The following is a 13519-nucleotide window of genomic DNA, read 5'->3' on the forward strand; positions in this document are numbered from 1 at the left end:
GTGCCAGCTATTGAGTCTTATATTGGCCCGCCAGGCGTGCAGGTAAAGCGACCAGATCAATTTCAGAAAAATAAAAATGCAGTTTGGTATCGGCTGTGGTGTTGGATCTTATATCGCGACGACGGGCTTTAGACGGTTGCGGGATTGAAACCGTATCGGGATCGGGGCTGAAAACCCTTTGACCCGAATGGTATCGCGGCTTGGCAGGGCATTTAGAAATGTTTGCCCGGCAGTGGGCAGTTCTTTTTCCAGTTGGCAGGCGAAATCTTCGCTCATGACAATCTCGGCATCAAGGGTGCGGGTAGCACGTTCCAGCCTGCTCGCCAGATTGACCGTTGCGCCAATAACTGCCGGTGTTACCGATTCGCCCTCGCCAATATCGCCAACAACAGCAGGACCATAATGCAAACCCACACCAATGCGCAGGGGCAGGGTGCTATCGGCCGGGTCCTGTGCGTGCCAGTCGCGGATATGTTCGATCATGGCCTGTGCCGCAGACAGGGCGTTGGCCGTGGGGCAGGACATGGCATCAAAGGCGCCAAAGCTGGCCATCATGGCATCGCCAATATATTTTTCGACAATCCCGCCATAGGAGGCGACCTGTGTGGTCATGGTGCCATGAAAACGGTTTAGCAGCCGCATCACATCCTGCGGGTCGCGGTTTTCGGCAAAGCTGGAAAAACCGATAATATCGGCAAACAGCACCACACATTCGCGCCGTTCGCCAATGCGGATCGGCTCGTCGCGTTCGGCCAACTGGTCGGCCAGGGCGGCAGGAAAATAGCGCGCCAGATTGCCGTGCGCGCGCTCGGCCGCCGCAAACTGGCGGATCAGAATGCGCAGCCGTGCCACCATCACCGCGCAGGCCAGCGTAAAGACAACAACAATCACCACCTGTTCGGCCAGGGCCGAAACATCAAGATATTCCGGCCTGTTATAAAGGGGCACCTGGCCGTTTTCCCCAGGGCGCCATTGATCGCCAAAATGCTGTGAAATCAAAATGCCGGGTCGGTTGACCAGCCAGACAATGCCCAGCACCCAGGCATTGAACAGCCACAGGCCGAACCACAAAATCAGACGGGGCGAAAAGGTTAGAATAACCAGCGCCATCATGATCATGGAAAAGACAATGCCGCGATCACGCGCAACAAAGCTGTAAACCCATGCTTCGTGGTCGAGTAGCGGGTGGCGCGGGTCGGGTACGACCGAAACATACACAATCAGCAAGGCATCGGCGACGGCCAGAACATAGAGCAGCCAGCGCCAGTTATGCCCGCGATAGGCGACAAATATCTGAACGGCAACGCCGGGGATAAACCACGTCAACACCTCCAGCAGCGAGTAAAGCTCGCCGGTGGGGGTGTTGGATTTGCTAAACAGCAACAGGATGAAGGCCAGCATGGCGATGCGCAAAAACGCGACGACAAAAAGCCCCCGCCGTTCCTCGCGATCAACAAGGCGGTCAAACAGCGTGGGTTTGTCAGGACTTGCTTGCATCGGCCAGTAATTCAGCCAGCCCATCCTTGTCACGAATGACCAGACGGCCATCGCGCCGTGTGATAAGGCCAGCCTTTTCCAGTTCGCGCAGCTTTTTGTTTACAGCCTCGCGGGTGACGCCCAGCATATAGCCAAGTTCCTGTTGTGATAATGGCAAGGCAATACGAATGCCTTCCGGGTCGGGGCCGCCATGCCGTTCCGCCAGCCATAACAACCGCTTGATCAGGCGGGCTGTCAGATCCAGGAAATTGGCATCTTCAAGCAACGCGCTGACCCAGCGGAGCCGACGGCACAGAAGGGCGGTGATGTGGCGGCGCAATTCGGTTTCGCGGTCGAAAATTTCAAAGAAATTATCACGCGAAATATACAAAAGCCGGGTCGGGCCAACCGCACGTGCACTTGCCGTGCGTGGTTCGCTGTCTAACAAGGCGATTTCGCCAAAAACAGCACCGGGTGCCAGCACGTTCAAGACAATTTCCTTGCCTGAACCTGACAGGCTGGAGATGCGGATTTTGCCTGCTTCAACGGCATAAAGGCCGTCGGCAGGATCACCTTTTTCAAACAATAAATCGCCATCCACCAACCGTTTGATGGTGGCGGATTCTGACAATTGCTCCAGCAGGGCCGGATCAAGGTCTTCGAATAAAAAACTGCCTGCCAGGATGCGCGAGGCGACTTTTGCAAACTGTGGTGGTGTTGTGAAACTGTTCACTGCGTCCTCAGGGGAGAAGGCGTAACGTAAGGATCGGAGACTACCGAAGTTCCAACGTATCACGAAAAGGTACATAAGCGGCAAGCCTTTTGCCCGGTCTTTCCAAGGCTTGTTAAAAAAAGTGTGTTTTTTGCGTGATATTCACCCGGATACTTGGTGTCTTTTGGCGGTAACTGGTCTCCCCGGGTTGCCGCCGAACCGGATTTTTGCGGCCTGTTGCATTTTCCCCGAGATGTAACAGGGCCAAATGCAGGTCCGGTAAGCTCAATGTTATCAATCTTGCTTTTCCGGCCTCTCTGTTCGCAGATGGGGCCGGTTTTTTTTAGAGTATGTTTCCCTTAATTAAAGGAAATATACTTTAAAGGAAACATACTCTAACTGCGCGCGCGCAAAGCGGCCGTCAGGGTGCCATCATCAAGATAGTCCAGCTCGCCGCCAACCGGTACGCCATGCGCCAGCCGGGTCACTTTAACCCCGGTTTCCAACAAACGTTCGGTAATGTAATGCGCGGTGGTTTGCCCGTCGACCGTCAGGTTGGTGGCCAAAATAACCTCGGTAGCGGGGGTGTCGACAACCCGCGATACCAGTTGGTCAATGCGCAAATCTTCGGGGCCAATGCCATCAAGCGGGGATAAGGTGCCACCTAAAACGTGATACAGCCCCTTAAATGACGATCCGCGTTCCAGGGCCCATAAATCCTGGACTTCCTCGACCACACAAATCATTTCGCGCTGGCGGTTATGGCTGGCGCAGATATGGCACGGGTCGGTCACATCGACATTGCCGCAAACACTGCAATTGGTCATGGCGCGCGCGGTTTCTTCAAGGGCCTGGGCCAGGGGCATCATCAGGGTTTCGGGTTTTTTCAACATCTGTAAAACCGCACGCCGGGCCGAGCGCGGCCCAAGGCCGGGCAAGCGTGCCAATAGTTTGATCAGATTGTCTATTTCCCGTCCGGTCATGATGTTCCTGTATCACAGATGGCGATCTGTCATTTCTGGCACAAAAATAAAGGGCGGCGCAATGCCGCCCTTATATCGCGTCGTTACCGGGGCGTAAAACGCACCGATATCGGCCTGTTTTTAAAACGGCAGCTTGAAGCCCTCGGGCAGGTTCATGCCGCCGGTTACTTCTTTCATCTTTTCCGAAACTGTGGCTTCAACCTTGACCTTGGCGTCGTTATAGGCCGCCACGATCAGATCTTCGAGGACTTCGATGTCTTCGGGATCGACAATGCTTTTATCCAGGCTCAGGCCGCGCATTTCGCCTTTGCCATTCAGCATGACCTTGACCATACCGGCACCGGACTGGCCTTCAACTTCCAGCGCAACCAGTTTTTCCTGCATTTCCTGCATTTTGGACTGCATCTGCTGGGCTTGTTTCATCATCCCTGCAAGGTTCTTCATAGCTCGTCGTCTCCTTCGAGATAAAACGCATCATCATAAACCGACCCACTGTCGTCGCCTTCGGCCAGTTCCGGGGTGGTATCCACCGGTAAATGCACCGCAACGATTTTCGACGATGGAAACCCCTCAAGAACAGCTTTCACCAGCGGATCAAGTGATGCATCCGCCTTGCGCTGTTCAAGTTCTTCAAGTTCCTGTTCTTTCAGGGTGGCGGCACCCTGCTCGCGTTCGGAAACCGATACGATCCAGCGCTGCCCGGTCAGGCCGTTCAAGGCCTTGATCAGTTGGCTCGATAAATCGGCATTTGCCCCGCGTGCCGGACGAAAATCAATCCGACCTTTTTCAAACTTCACCAGATGAAGATAGTTTTTAACCTGAATGGCAAGGCCGGTGGTTTCCCGATCGGCTGACAGCAGGGCAACCACTTCTTCAAGGCTTTCGGGCATGGTGGCATAAACAGGCTGGTCAGCCTGTTGTGGTGCCGGGGCGTGTTGACGGGAAATGGCCCGTGCGGCATTACCGCCCCCATGAACAACCTGCATACGGGGTCCGCCACCGCCGCCATTGCCGCCGCCTGCCGGGCCATTGTTGCCTGCGGCCGGGCCATTCAGGCCCGATTTCAGCTTTTTAATCAAATCGCCCGGCGATGGCATTTCCGCAGCATAGGCCAGGCGGATCAAAATCATTTCGGCGGCCTGGATCGGCGAAGGCGCAATTTTGGTTTCTTCCAACCCCTTAAGCAGCATTTGCCATGCACGGGTTAATTGCGGCATCGCCAGTTTAACGGCAATTTCGCGACCGCGTTCGCGTTCAATTTGCGAAACGCCCGGCGCATTTGCTGCATCAGGGGCCAGTTTAACGCGGGTTAGCCAGTGGGTCAGGTCCAGCAAATCTTGCAACATCACCGCCGGGTCGCCGCCCAGGGCATATTGCGCGCCGAGCAATTCCAGGGCTTCGTTGATTTCACCCTTCATGGTCAAATCAAACAAATCGAAAATGCGCGACCGATCCGACAGACCCAGCATGTCGCGGACCTGTTGGGTCGTGACCGTGCCAGCACCATGCGAAATCGCCTGATCCAGCAGGCTCATGCCGTCACGCACCGATCCATCTGCGGCGCGTGCGATCAGGGCCAGGGCTTCGTCTTCGATCCCGGCATGTTCAAGCCCGGCGATGCGCCGGTAATGGGCGACCAGTTCGTCGGTCTGCACCCGGCGCAAATCAAACCGCTGGCACCGCGACAGGACCGTGATGGGAATTTTGCGAATTTCGGTGGTGGCGAAAATGAATTTCACATGCTCTGGCGGTTCTTCCAGCGTTTTCAAAAGCGCGTTAAACGCACTTTTCGACAGCATGTGCACTTCGTCGATGATGTAGATTTTATAACGTGCCGATGTGGGACGATAGCGCACACCTTCGATCAGTTCGCGAATATCATCCACACCGGTGCGCGATGCGGCGTCCATTTCCATGACATCAACATCGCGGTCTTCGGCAATGGCGCGGCAATGCTGGCATACGCCACAGGGCGCAATGGTCGGCCCGCCAGTGCCGTCCGGCCCAATGCAGTTAAGGGCGCGGGCAATGATACGTGCGGTGGTGGTTTTACCAATGCCGCGCACCCCGGTCAGAATAAAGGCATGGGCCAGCCGTCCGCTTTCCAATGCATTGGAAAGGGTTTTGACCATCGGCCCGTGCCCGATCAACTCGTCGAACGATTTTGGCCGATATTTGCGGGCCAGTACCTGATATTCGCTTTTGGGCGTATCTGGGCTGGCGGTCTGGGTCTGATCCGTCATTCATCCGGTCCGGCATGTTTGTGGTGCGCGCATGTCATGGTGCGCGATTGTGTTTTAGCAGCATCGGGCGCCACGGGCAAAGGCCAGATATGCATTGACGCCGCATTTGCAACAATCGGCAATTATATCAGTCGGTTTCTGCCTGCAATATAGGGTTCATGATGGTTGAAAGCGATATGGTTGCCAGGATTGCTGACGCATTATTGGTATAACAACGTCAAAACAGCTTGAATGGCTATTGATCTATGATCAGAAGCAATGCGTTTTTTGCCGACGAGATGTTGTTGAGCATCGCAAATGTGGCATTCAGGGTGGGGGGGCTCAAAGGCGGGGATTTCGCAAGAAACTTTTGCAGGGCAAGGATGTCTTTTGGCAATAAAATGCCGGCCTGCTCGGGGATATTGGTGCCCGGGGCAATGTGCGGTTTGGGCAGATCAATAAATATTGTGCTGTCAAATTCCTTGCCGCGTGCCGGATTTGGTACTGCCCGAGACGGGCCGGTTTTATGAAAGTGCAACCAGTCAAGCAACGGTGTGATTTCTTTGGCGGACAGGCCTGGTAGAACTTTGAAACATGAAAGAGATGCCAAAAACGCACCATACGGGGTGGCAAGGTTTTGGTCTGTTACCTCCTCGTCGACACGTAGTGCCTCAATAATCTCTCGTGCCGTATGAGAGGTCGGTATTTGCTGTAGCGCTTTGTTACGTTCCGGTAATGACTGGCGAAAAAAGGTCGCCATCTCGCGTTTTAAAGTATCGGGATCAAACTGATAGGCGAGATGGCGTATGGTCATCGGGGTCAGATTTCCATTAATTGCAGTTGTTTTGGGTGCCGTTCAGAACATTACCACGATTGGCTTTTGCGTAATCGGAGACAGCCTGTTTTGCCTGGTCCGCAGTGACATCTGCGGGGTGCGCAATGCCCCAATGACCTGCAGGATTATTATCAAAGGTTGCAACATAACCTGCCAGCCCTTGAACCGGGCCGTGAGCGCCGACTGCCGGAACACCCTGTAGCACTACAGTAAAGCGATAATTGCAAGCTTTTTGCACCGGGGCCAGTGCCGGATCATTGAATGTTGAAAGGTCCGGGTTAAACCTGAACTGGCCGCGGGCAAGACTTGCCTGTCCACTTTTGGCGTTGGCATCAACGCCCCGATAAATACCAACATCGGCCAAAGCCGGGGTTGCCATAAAGGCAAGTGCGAGCAGGCAAGAACCTGGAAAATGTGCTTTAAAATGCGGCATATTGTTTCTCCTGTTGCTATGCGCGTGAGGACAAAAGCGGGCGATGTATTCGTGCCGCATTTTTGTCCTTCCTTGCATATTTTCGGAAAAGTTATGCCCGTAACACGGGAAGGCTTCCGTTGCGGGTATTTCCAGGCATTTATGCGCACAGACATGCAAACAGGCTGATCAATGATCAGCATAAAGGTCGAAAATATGTGGGAAAAGGGTGAGAGACTGGACCGCGACCCGGAAAAACTCGTTACGGCTGCTACCTTCCGGTCCTGACCGGGTTGGCGAGCGGTCCGTCCACGACCAGCCTCTCGCCCCCTATATCGCGCAGGGCGTTTAAAAACGCAAGGGCCGATTGGGAATTTTTACAAAGTCTATGTTCGGCCTTTGCCTGAGCGGGGTTGGCGGTCTAATCTCGCGCAAAATTTTATTTACGGCTGATGCGCAGCAAGGGCTGCGGGAGCCATTATTTGCAGGTAGGAAATGGAACAGCTGTTTTATGCGTCTGTCGGGCTTGATCGCGACGCGGAAATTCGCAGCTCGTCGCGGTGGCGTCAGCAGGTTTTGCGCGAATCCGATGTGCGTATTTTAGTGTGTCATGGCGGTGATCCGTTATTTTCCCAGCCCGAGGAAAGCGGCGCGCACGAGATTGTTATGTTCGACGCCGCCCGGCTTTTGCAGCTTGATTTTGATCACGAGGCGGCAAATTGGGCCTATCTTGGCCGTCATGCCCGCGGGCCGGTGCTGGCCCTTGATATATCGCCGCTTGAGTCTGACCGTGATGTGGCCGCGATTGCGCTTAACGGTGCCTTTGGCGATATGCGCACCCGGATGGCAGCTCTGCCCCACGAAGAAGCCGCCCTTGCCGCACAGGCGCGCGCCCTGTTTTTATGGCAGGCGCGGCACCGGTTTTGCGGGGTATGTGGCCACCCTAATCATGTCGCCGAGGCGGGCTATCGTTTGCAATGTTCCAATGCGGCCTGTGGCACGGCGCATTTCCCGCGCACGGACCCGGCGGTAATTATGCTGGTGCATCATGATGACCATGTATTGCTGGCGCGGTCGCCGCAATTTCTGCCCGATATGGTCTCTGTGCTGGCGGGCTTTGTTGAGCCTGGCGAAACGCTGGAGCAGGCCGTTCAACGTGAAGTCTATGAAGAAGTGGGCCTGCGCACCAAAACGCCGCGCTATATTGCATCCCAGCCCTGGCCGTTTCCGGGGTCGTTAATGTTGGGTTTTGTTTGCGAGGCCGAGAATACCGACATTAAAATTGATCATAACGAAATTGAATATGCCATGTGGGTGCCGCGCAACGAGGTGCATGATCTGGCGAGCCGGGGCATTAAATTGCCGCGTGAAATTTCGATTGCGCGTTATTTGCTGGAAAACTGGACGCAGGGTCGTAATGGTTTTATCTGACCCCAAATATAGTCAGGTATTGAAGCTGAACTGACTTTGTGTGGGGGAAAGATGAACAGAATGATGTGGCGACTATTTGGGTTTTTAGCCGTGGTTTGTGCGACAAACCCGGCTGTGGCACAGCATAGAACCGATGTCATGGTCGGGGTTTATGAATATAGCGTCGTGCATTTTTACCATCAGGGTGTGCAAACCGGGTTTGCCCATGAACTGATTAAACGTCTGAACGGGGTTCAGGGCGACTATCAATTTGTGGCCGTCGAAACATCCTCCCGCCGTCGATATCTGGATATTGCGACCGGTCAGGTCGATATGATGATACTTGAAAACCCGGAATGGCACTGGGCCGGGCGCAATGTGGAATTTTCGACCCCGATTGTCCGGGAAAGCGACATTCTGGTGGCCCGCCGTGATCATGTGCCAGGACCAGCCTATTTTAGCCGTGTTCTGGAACGTTCTATCGCCGGGGTGTTGGGCTTTCATTACAAATTTGTCGATTTCCGCGATGATCCCAAACAACTGACCCGGTTGCTTGATATTTCGTTGCTCTATAACGAGTCCGAGGTCATGGAAGCTGTAATACGCGGCGATGCGGAAATCGGTATTTTGTCAGCCGGGTTTGTATCGCAGCAATTTGAACATGTGCCAGATATTGCATCGCGGATTGAAATCGGACCCCAAGCCGACAATAGCTATCAATTGTCTTCGGTTCTGTCGAATCGGTCGCCAGTCAGTGTTGAACGCTACAACAGTTATCTGGATTTGTTACGGGCGGAAAACGCCATTGCGCCGAACTGGTCACGCTGGCATCGGGGCATTTTGCCCTGAAAGACCGGCTATCGGTGTCATTCCGGTAAAACGGGTGTTAATTGCCAATCGGGGGAATGCGGGCAATAACGTTGCGTCTGACGGTTTCGGGGCGTTCACGCCAGGGAATGATGCCATCGTCACTGTTGGCATAGGCCTCGGCGAGTTTTAAAATGTCGGCGCTATGATCGTTAATCGACAAATTGCCATAAACATAGCCCCATTTCCCCGCTGCACTTAGCGCCACCGAGCACCCCGATTTACAATTGCTCAGGCATTCAACCGGGACAATTTCGAACGCTACCGGGTCTGCACGGGTCGCCATTTCATGCGACAAGGCGTCATACAGCACCTTGCCATCGCGTTCCGCTGCCGGGGCGGGGGGCGTGTCGCTGTTCTGGCTGGCAGCGGTGCTGCTGGCGCGACAGGTGACGCAAATATTGAGGCGGGCCTTGGCGGTCGTCGTCGCTGTCATTGTGCTGATATATCCGGGTTGGGGGTCATGCTGTCGGGCAACCGGGTTTTGGCAGTTTCAAACGCGTCACTTACACGAAGTTGGATGTGGCTTGCAAGCTGACGGTTGACCAACGGGTGGGCGGCTTCGTTGATCAGCAAGGCAATGCCAACCGCAGGCAGGGGCGGAAACCCGTCGCGATGGTCCAGAATTTGCAAGCTGTCATTGACCGTGATCGCGGCCAGTGCTGCCACACCCAGTCCGTCGCGCACCAGATGCAACAGCGATGCGGCCTGGCGGGTGGTTGCCAGCAATTGAAAGGCCCGGCCCGATTTTGAAATGGCATCAATCGCCCAGGCGTGAAATTTGCAATCTTCGGCCGGTAACACCAGGGGCAACGGGGTGTTAAGATGCTGTTGATGCTGTGGTGATGTTGCCCAGACACCGGCCTCGCGGCGCAGAAAGTACCCTTCTTCGCCTTTTTCCGACCGACTGATAAGGGTTAAATCCAGTTCGCCTTGATCCAGCATCCGGCGCAAAATGATGGTCGGGTTGATCGAGATGAAAAACTGCACGCCGCGATGTACATCGCGGATGGCGCGCAAAATAACCGGCAGGATTTTTTCCGCATAATCATCGGGGCAACCGATACGAACCGGGCGTGATACGGTTTCACCCCGGATACTTTCGCGTGCTTCGTCCTGCAATGACAAAATACGCCGGGCATAGCCCACCAATGTAATGCCGTCATTGGTTAGCGTGACATTGCGTCCCTCGCGGCTAAACAGTTTTTGCCCCACCGTTTCTTCCAGCCGTTTCATTTGCATGGAAAAGGCCGATGGTGTTCTGCCTACGCGGTCTGCCGCGCGGTTAAAACTGCCGCATTCGGCAAAGGAAACAAAACTGCGCAAAAGGTCGGCATCCATGGGTGTGTCCTGACTGTCGGGGCGTTTTACACAACACTATCTGAAATTGGTCAGAAATAATCATCAATGAAATTGAATAATATCATCAAAACTATTCGATTGTTTGCGCACGCGCGCTTGGCAAAGATAGGGCAGCGGGGCCGGCCCGATGATGCCAACCAAACAGAAATTCAGGAACGAAACGATGATTTTGCACGATTTTCTGCCATCGGGTAACGGGTATAAAATTCGGTTGCTGTTGCGGTTTTTGGGCCAGGAATTTTCCCTGACCGAATATGATATTACCAAGGGCGAAACCCGAAATGATGATTTTCTAAGCAAGATTAACCCGGTCGGGCGTATTCCGGCCCTGGAATTTGACGATGGCCATGTGCTGGTTGAAAGCAATTCGGTTTTGCTTTTTCTAGCTGACGGCACATCGTGGCTGCCCACCGATAAATGGCAACGGGCCGCGGTGACCCAGTGGCTGTTTTTTGAACAATATGAACACGAACCCAATGTCGCAGTTTTGCGCGCCTGGTTTAGCGTGAAAGGCATGCCCGATTACGGCAAGGCGTTGTTGCCCATCAAGCAGGCCGGGGCGAAAAATGCGCTGGCTATTATGGAAAGCCGCCTTGCCGACCATGACTGGCTGGTGGGAGATCAATGCTCCATCGCTGACATCGCCCTTTATGCCTATACCCATGTAGCCGATGAAGGGGGCCTTGATATGAGCGTATATCCGGGGATTGGCCGCTGGCTTGCCCGTTTTGCCGCCCTGCCCGATTACGTTCCCATTACCTGGAAGCCGTAAGTGCAGAAACCATAAATGAACAAGCCGGGAATATCGCATTCCCGGCTTGCTGGTATTTGCGGTCGATTATTTTTTCATGTTCAACGGTTGCACCGTACCGCGATGTTTGGCCATCATTTCCTGTTCATGGCGGGCACCGGCGGAGTCGGTTAAAAAGGTGAAAATGCCAAAACGTTCCCCTTTGGTCACCGGCATGGCTTCGTGCAAAAGCGAGCAGGAAAAAATCAGTGCGCCACCTTGCGACGGGGCATATAACGCCTGGCCGTATTCGGGGAAGTTTACCTGCCCGCCTTCATAGGTGATGGGGTTGAGGTTAAGCGAAACGGCAAAACGGCGGTGGGCGGTAAAGGTTGTTTTATTATCGCGGTGGCGGGCAAAAAAACCTTTGTCATTGCTGTGGTAATTGCCAATGCGCAGGGCTTCCATACTGGCGGTCTGAAACTGGAATGCCTTGAAAATTTCGGGCAATACCCGTTTGACGATGCGGTTTTTAACCTCGGTAAACAGCTTTTCATCAAGTAACACCACATCATTGCGAACTTTGATTGCGGTATCGCCGCTTTGGTTGCTTTTATTGCTGATCGAAACACCATTGGCCTGTTTGTCACCCGTGCGCCAATAATCCAGCAATTGATCACATAAGGCGGGTTCTAAAACGTCATCGACCACCAGAACCGGGGCCTGACGATGAATAACGCTAACGGGAACAATGTCGTGATGTGCCTGGCAATAGGCCATGGCCATTTCAAAGCCGTTCATCGGTGTTTTTGACGAAAACACACCGCCCAACCGCCCATCGGGCCGAATGGCGATAAAGCTGGTTGTGGTGATGTCAAAAACCGGCATCAGGCGGTTTTCAGGATCAAACAGCACGGTTACAAAATCGGGAATTTCGGCCAGAAAGGCGTCATTCAATGTTGCTTTCGTGCCAGGAACGACCAGGTAAAGCCGAATATGGGTGTGCGACATTTGTGCGGCAAAGCCGCTGGCAACCTTGAAATCATCCAGGGTCGGAAGATCCGGGCCAACCCATAAAACCAGACTGTCCCCGGCGATACGCTGATCTGTCAGGTCAACTGCTGTGCCGTCAAGGTTGGGCAGGGCAATACGGGGTACCGGGTCGCCTTTGGTGCAGGCACGAACGGGCTGCGGGCTGGCCTTGGTCGCAGAAGCAGCGGCTGGTTTTTTCATGGTTTTGGAAATCCGGCAAAAACAGGCGGAACAGAAGGGATGATACACTGCGCCGCAGGAAAAATGCGCGAAGCACCTGATCATAGCGGTGTTCGCGCATTATTGGCAAGTTGCAGGTATCAGTCGAAAAAACGGTTCAGCAATTCATCATAGATCAAAACCAGATTGTCGATATCCTCGACCATGGCATGTTCATCAACCTTGTGCATGCTTTGCCCGACCAGGCCAAATTCCACCACTTCGCAATATTTGTGGATAAAGCGGGCATCGGATGTGCCCCCCGTGGTCGACATTTCCGGGCGATGACCGGTGATTTTTTCCGAGGCATCGGCAATCAGCCCGGCCAGTTTTCCCGGTTCGGACAAAAAGGCTTCGCCCGATATTCTAACCTTTACGTCATGCGCCCCGGCATGTTCGGCACAGGTATCGCGGATCCATTTTTCCAGCTCAAATCCCTGATGAACATCATTGAACCGAATGTTAAACGCGGCACTGATTTTGGCCGGGACAATGTTGGTGGCCGGGTTGTTGGCATCAATCGTGGTGACTTCCAGATTGCTGGGCTGGAAATGATCGGTGCCGGTATCCAGCACGCGCGATGTCAGGGCATCCAGCACGCGGATCATGCGCGGCACCGGGTTATCGGCCAGGTCGGGATAGGCCACATGCCCTTGCGCGCCGTAAACCGTGACCCAGCCCGTGATGGAGCCGCGACGGCCTACCTTCATCATCTGGCCCAGATATTTGGGATTGGTTGGTTCGCCCAGCAGGCAGGCATCAAATTTTTCGCCATGGGCATCGCACCATTCCAAAAGTTTGACAGTGCCATTTATTGCATCGGCTTCTTCATCGCCGGTGATCAGCAGGCTGATGCTTTCGTCAAAATCGGGGTTGGCGCTTAAAAAACGGTCCAGGGCACCGACAAAACAGGCAATACCTGTTTTCATGTCAACCGCACCACGGCCAAACAGCCGACCGTTAATCACCTCACCGCCAAATGGCGCAACGGTCCAGGCGGTTTCGTCGCCAGCCGGGACGACATCGGTATGGCCCGCAAAGCAAAAATTGCGGCCTTTGCTTCCCCGCCGGGCATAGAGGTTATCGATGCTCTCTGTGCCGTTTTCTTCAAATATTTTGCGTTTGACCTCGAACCCGCGCGTTTCAAGGGCAGTTTGCAAAACATCCAGCGCCCCGGCATCAAGCGGGGTGACAGACGGGCAACGGATGAGCGACTGGGCAAGGGTCAGGGCGGCGGAGGACATTGAGCAATCTCTTTT

14 protein-coding genes and 1 other RNA gene are annotated in these 13519 nt (G+C 54.2%); 3 read left to right on the forward strand and 12 right to left on the reverse strand.

The genetic code is table 11. From position 1 onward, the window contains the following. Window positions 1–108: 108 nt before the first annotated feature. From AAC086_RS19100 to ffs, 8 genes are all read right to left on the reverse strand, one after another. Entirely contained in the window at window positions 109–1497 is a 1389-nt protein-coding gene (locus tag AAC086_RS19100; protein WP_339781109.1) for an adenylate/guanylate cyclase domain-containing protein, read from the reverse strand. Beyond that, window positions 1481–2209, reverse strand: coding sequence for a Crp/Fnr family transcriptional regulator (locus AAC086_RS19105; RefSeq protein ID WP_339781111.1), 729 nt, complete (start codon window positions 2207–2209; stop codon window positions 1481–1483). Before AAC086_RS19105 ends, AAC086_RS19100 begins: the two co-directional genes overlap by 17 nt. A 374-nt stretch (window positions 2210–2583) precedes the next feature. Beyond that, window positions 2584–3171 (reverse strand): recombination mediator RecR, encoded by a 588-nt coding sequence (gene recR / locus AAC086_RS19110; protein WP_339781113.1) that lies wholly within the window; start codon window positions 3169–3171, stop codon window positions 2584–2586. A gap of 120 nt (window positions 3172–3291) precedes the next feature. Then, the gene (locus tag AAC086_RS19115; protein ID WP_339781115.1) at window positions 3292–3615 is read right to left on the reverse strand and encodes a YbaB/EbfC family nucleoid-associated protein; all 324 of its coding nucleotides are present in this window, start codon (window positions 3613–3615) and stop codon (window positions 3292–3294) included. Continuing rightward, window positions 3612–5414: a DNA polymerase III subunit gamma/tau gene (locus AAC086_RS19120; protein ID WP_339781117.1), complete on the reverse strand. Its 1803-nt coding sequence runs from the start codon at window positions 5412–5414 to the stop codon at window positions 3612–3614. Before AAC086_RS19120 ends, AAC086_RS19115 begins: the two co-directional genes overlap by 4 nt. Window positions 5415–5649: 235 nt before the next feature. Continuing rightward, a complete protein-coding gene (locus AAC086_RS19125) occupies window positions 5650–6207 on the reverse strand; it encodes a hypothetical protein (RefSeq protein WP_339781119.1) in 558 nt (185 codons plus the stop codon). A 16-nt stretch (window positions 6208–6223) separates the two neighbouring features. Further along, window positions 6224–6661, reverse strand: a complete 438-nt coding sequence (locus AAC086_RS19130; RefSeq protein WP_339781120.1) for a hypothetical protein — start codon at window positions 6659–6661, stop codon at window positions 6224–6226. 208 nt (window positions 6662–6869) lie between these two features. Further along, an RNA gene (gene ffs, locus AAC086_RS19135) (signal recognition particle sRNA small type) lies at window positions 6870–6964 on the reverse strand. A gap of 171 nt (window positions 6965–7135) precedes the next feature. Here ffs and nudC point away from each other — a divergent pair. Together nudC and AAC086_RS19145 are read left to right on the forward strand one after the other, a co-directional pair. After that, window positions 7136–8071, forward strand: coding sequence for an NAD(+) diphosphatase (gene nudC, locus AAC086_RS19140; protein WP_339781122.1), 936 nt, complete (start codon window positions 7136–7138; stop codon window positions 8069–8071). 51 nt (window positions 8072–8122) lie between these two features. After that, window positions 8123–8899 carry a hypothetical protein gene (locus AAC086_RS19145; RefSeq protein WP_339781124.1) on the forward strand — a complete coding sequence of 259 codons (777 nt, stop codon included), beginning with the start codon at window positions 8123–8125 and terminating at the stop codon, window positions 8897–8899. Window positions 8900–8936: 37 nt separating this feature from the next. Here AAC086_RS19145 and AAC086_RS19150 read toward each other — a convergent pair whose 3' ends face one another. Both AAC086_RS19150 and AAC086_RS19155 read right to left on the reverse strand, forming a co-directional pair. Further along, window positions 8937–9353 carry a DUF1636 domain-containing protein gene (locus AAC086_RS19150; RefSeq protein WP_339781125.1) on the reverse strand — a complete coding sequence of 139 codons (417 nt, stop codon included), beginning with the start codon at window positions 9351–9353 and terminating at the stop codon, window positions 8937–8939. Then, window positions 9350–10258 (reverse strand): LysR family transcriptional regulator, encoded by a 909-nt coding sequence (locus tag AAC086_RS19155; protein WP_339781126.1) that lies wholly within the window; start codon window positions 10256–10258, stop codon window positions 9350–9352. Before AAC086_RS19155 ends, AAC086_RS19150 begins: the two co-directional genes overlap by 4 nt. Before the next feature lie 184 nt (window positions 10259–10442). Here AAC086_RS19155 and AAC086_RS19160 point away from each other — a divergent pair, with 184 nt between their 5' ends. Further along, window positions 10443–11051: a glutathione S-transferase family protein gene (locus AAC086_RS19160; protein ID WP_339781128.1), complete on the forward strand. Its 609-nt coding sequence runs from the start codon at window positions 10443–10445 to the stop codon at window positions 11049–11051. A gap of 66 nt (window positions 11052–11117) precedes the next feature. On the opposite strand, the gene AAC086_RS19165 is transcribed toward AAC086_RS19160, so the two are convergent. Both AAC086_RS19165 and dapE read right to left on the reverse strand, forming a co-directional pair. Continuing rightward, a complete protein-coding gene (locus AAC086_RS19165; protein ID WP_339781130.1) occupies window positions 11118–12242 on the reverse strand; it encodes a 2OG-Fe(II) oxygenase in 1125 nt (374 codons plus the stop codon). A gap of 119 nt (window positions 12243–12361) precedes the next feature. Beyond that, window positions 12362–13504, reverse strand: a complete 1143-nt coding sequence (gene dapE / locus AAC086_RS19170) for a succinyl-diaminopimelate desuccinylase (protein WP_339781132.1) — start codon at window positions 13502–13504, stop codon at window positions 12362–12364. Window positions 13505–13519: the final 15 nt, after the last annotated feature.

The organism is uncultured Thalassospira sp. (assembly GCF_963976115.1).
Taxonomy (GTDB): Bacteria; Pseudomonadota; Alphaproteobacteria; order Rhodospirillales; family Thalassospiraceae; genus Thalassospira.

Bases quoted from the DNA above. Each gene is read 5' to 3' on its own strand.
- dapE (WP_339781132.1), bottom strand. From the start codon at position 13,504: ATGTCCTCCGCCGCCCTGACCCTTGCCCAGTCGCTCATCCGTTGCCCG.
- AAC086_RS19125 (WP_339781119.1), bottom strand. From the start codon at position 6,207: ATGACCATACGCCATCTCGCCTATCAGTTTGATCCCGATACTTTAAAA.
- AAC086_RS19155 (WP_339781126.1), bottom strand. From the start codon at position 10,258: ATGGATGCCGACCTTTTGCGCAGTTTTGTTTCCTTTGCCGAATGCGGC.
- nudC (WP_339781122.1), top strand. From the start codon at position 7,136: ATGGAACAGCTGTTTTATGCGTCTGTCGGGCTTGATCGCGACGCGGAA.
- recR (WP_339781113.1), bottom strand. From the start codon at position 3,171: ATGACCGGACGGGAAATAGACAATCTGATCAAACTATTGGCACGCTTG.
- AAC086_RS19120 (WP_339781117.1), bottom strand. From the start codon at position 5,414: ATGACGGATCAGACCCAGACCGCCAGCCCAGATACGCCCAAAAGCGAA.
- AAC086_RS19115 (WP_339781115.1), bottom strand. From the start codon at position 3,615: ATGAAGAACCTTGCAGGGATGATGAAACAAGCCCAGCAGATGCAGTCC.
- AAC086_RS19130 (WP_339781120.1), bottom strand. From the start codon at position 6,661: ATGCCGCATTTTAAAGCACATTTTCCAGGTTCTTGCCTGCTCGCACTT.
- AAC086_RS19100 (WP_339781109.1), bottom strand. From the start codon at position 1,497: ATGCAAGCAAGTCCTGACAAACCCACGCTGTTTGACCGCCTTGTTGAT.
- AAC086_RS19165 (WP_339781130.1), bottom strand. From the start codon at position 12,242: ATGAAAAAACCAGCCGCTGCTTCTGCGACCAAGGCCAGCCCGCAGCCC.
- AAC086_RS19150 (WP_339781125.1), bottom strand. From the start codon at position 9,353: ATGACAGCGACGACGACCGCCAAGGCCCGCCTCAATATTTGCGTCACC.
- AAC086_RS19145 (WP_339781124.1), top strand. From the start codon at position 8,123: ATGAACAGAATGATGTGGCGACTATTTGGGTTTTTAGCCGTGGTTTGT.
- AAC086_RS19160 (WP_339781128.1), top strand. From the start codon at position 10,443: ATGATTTTGCACGATTTTCTGCCATCGGGTAACGGGTATAAAATTCGG.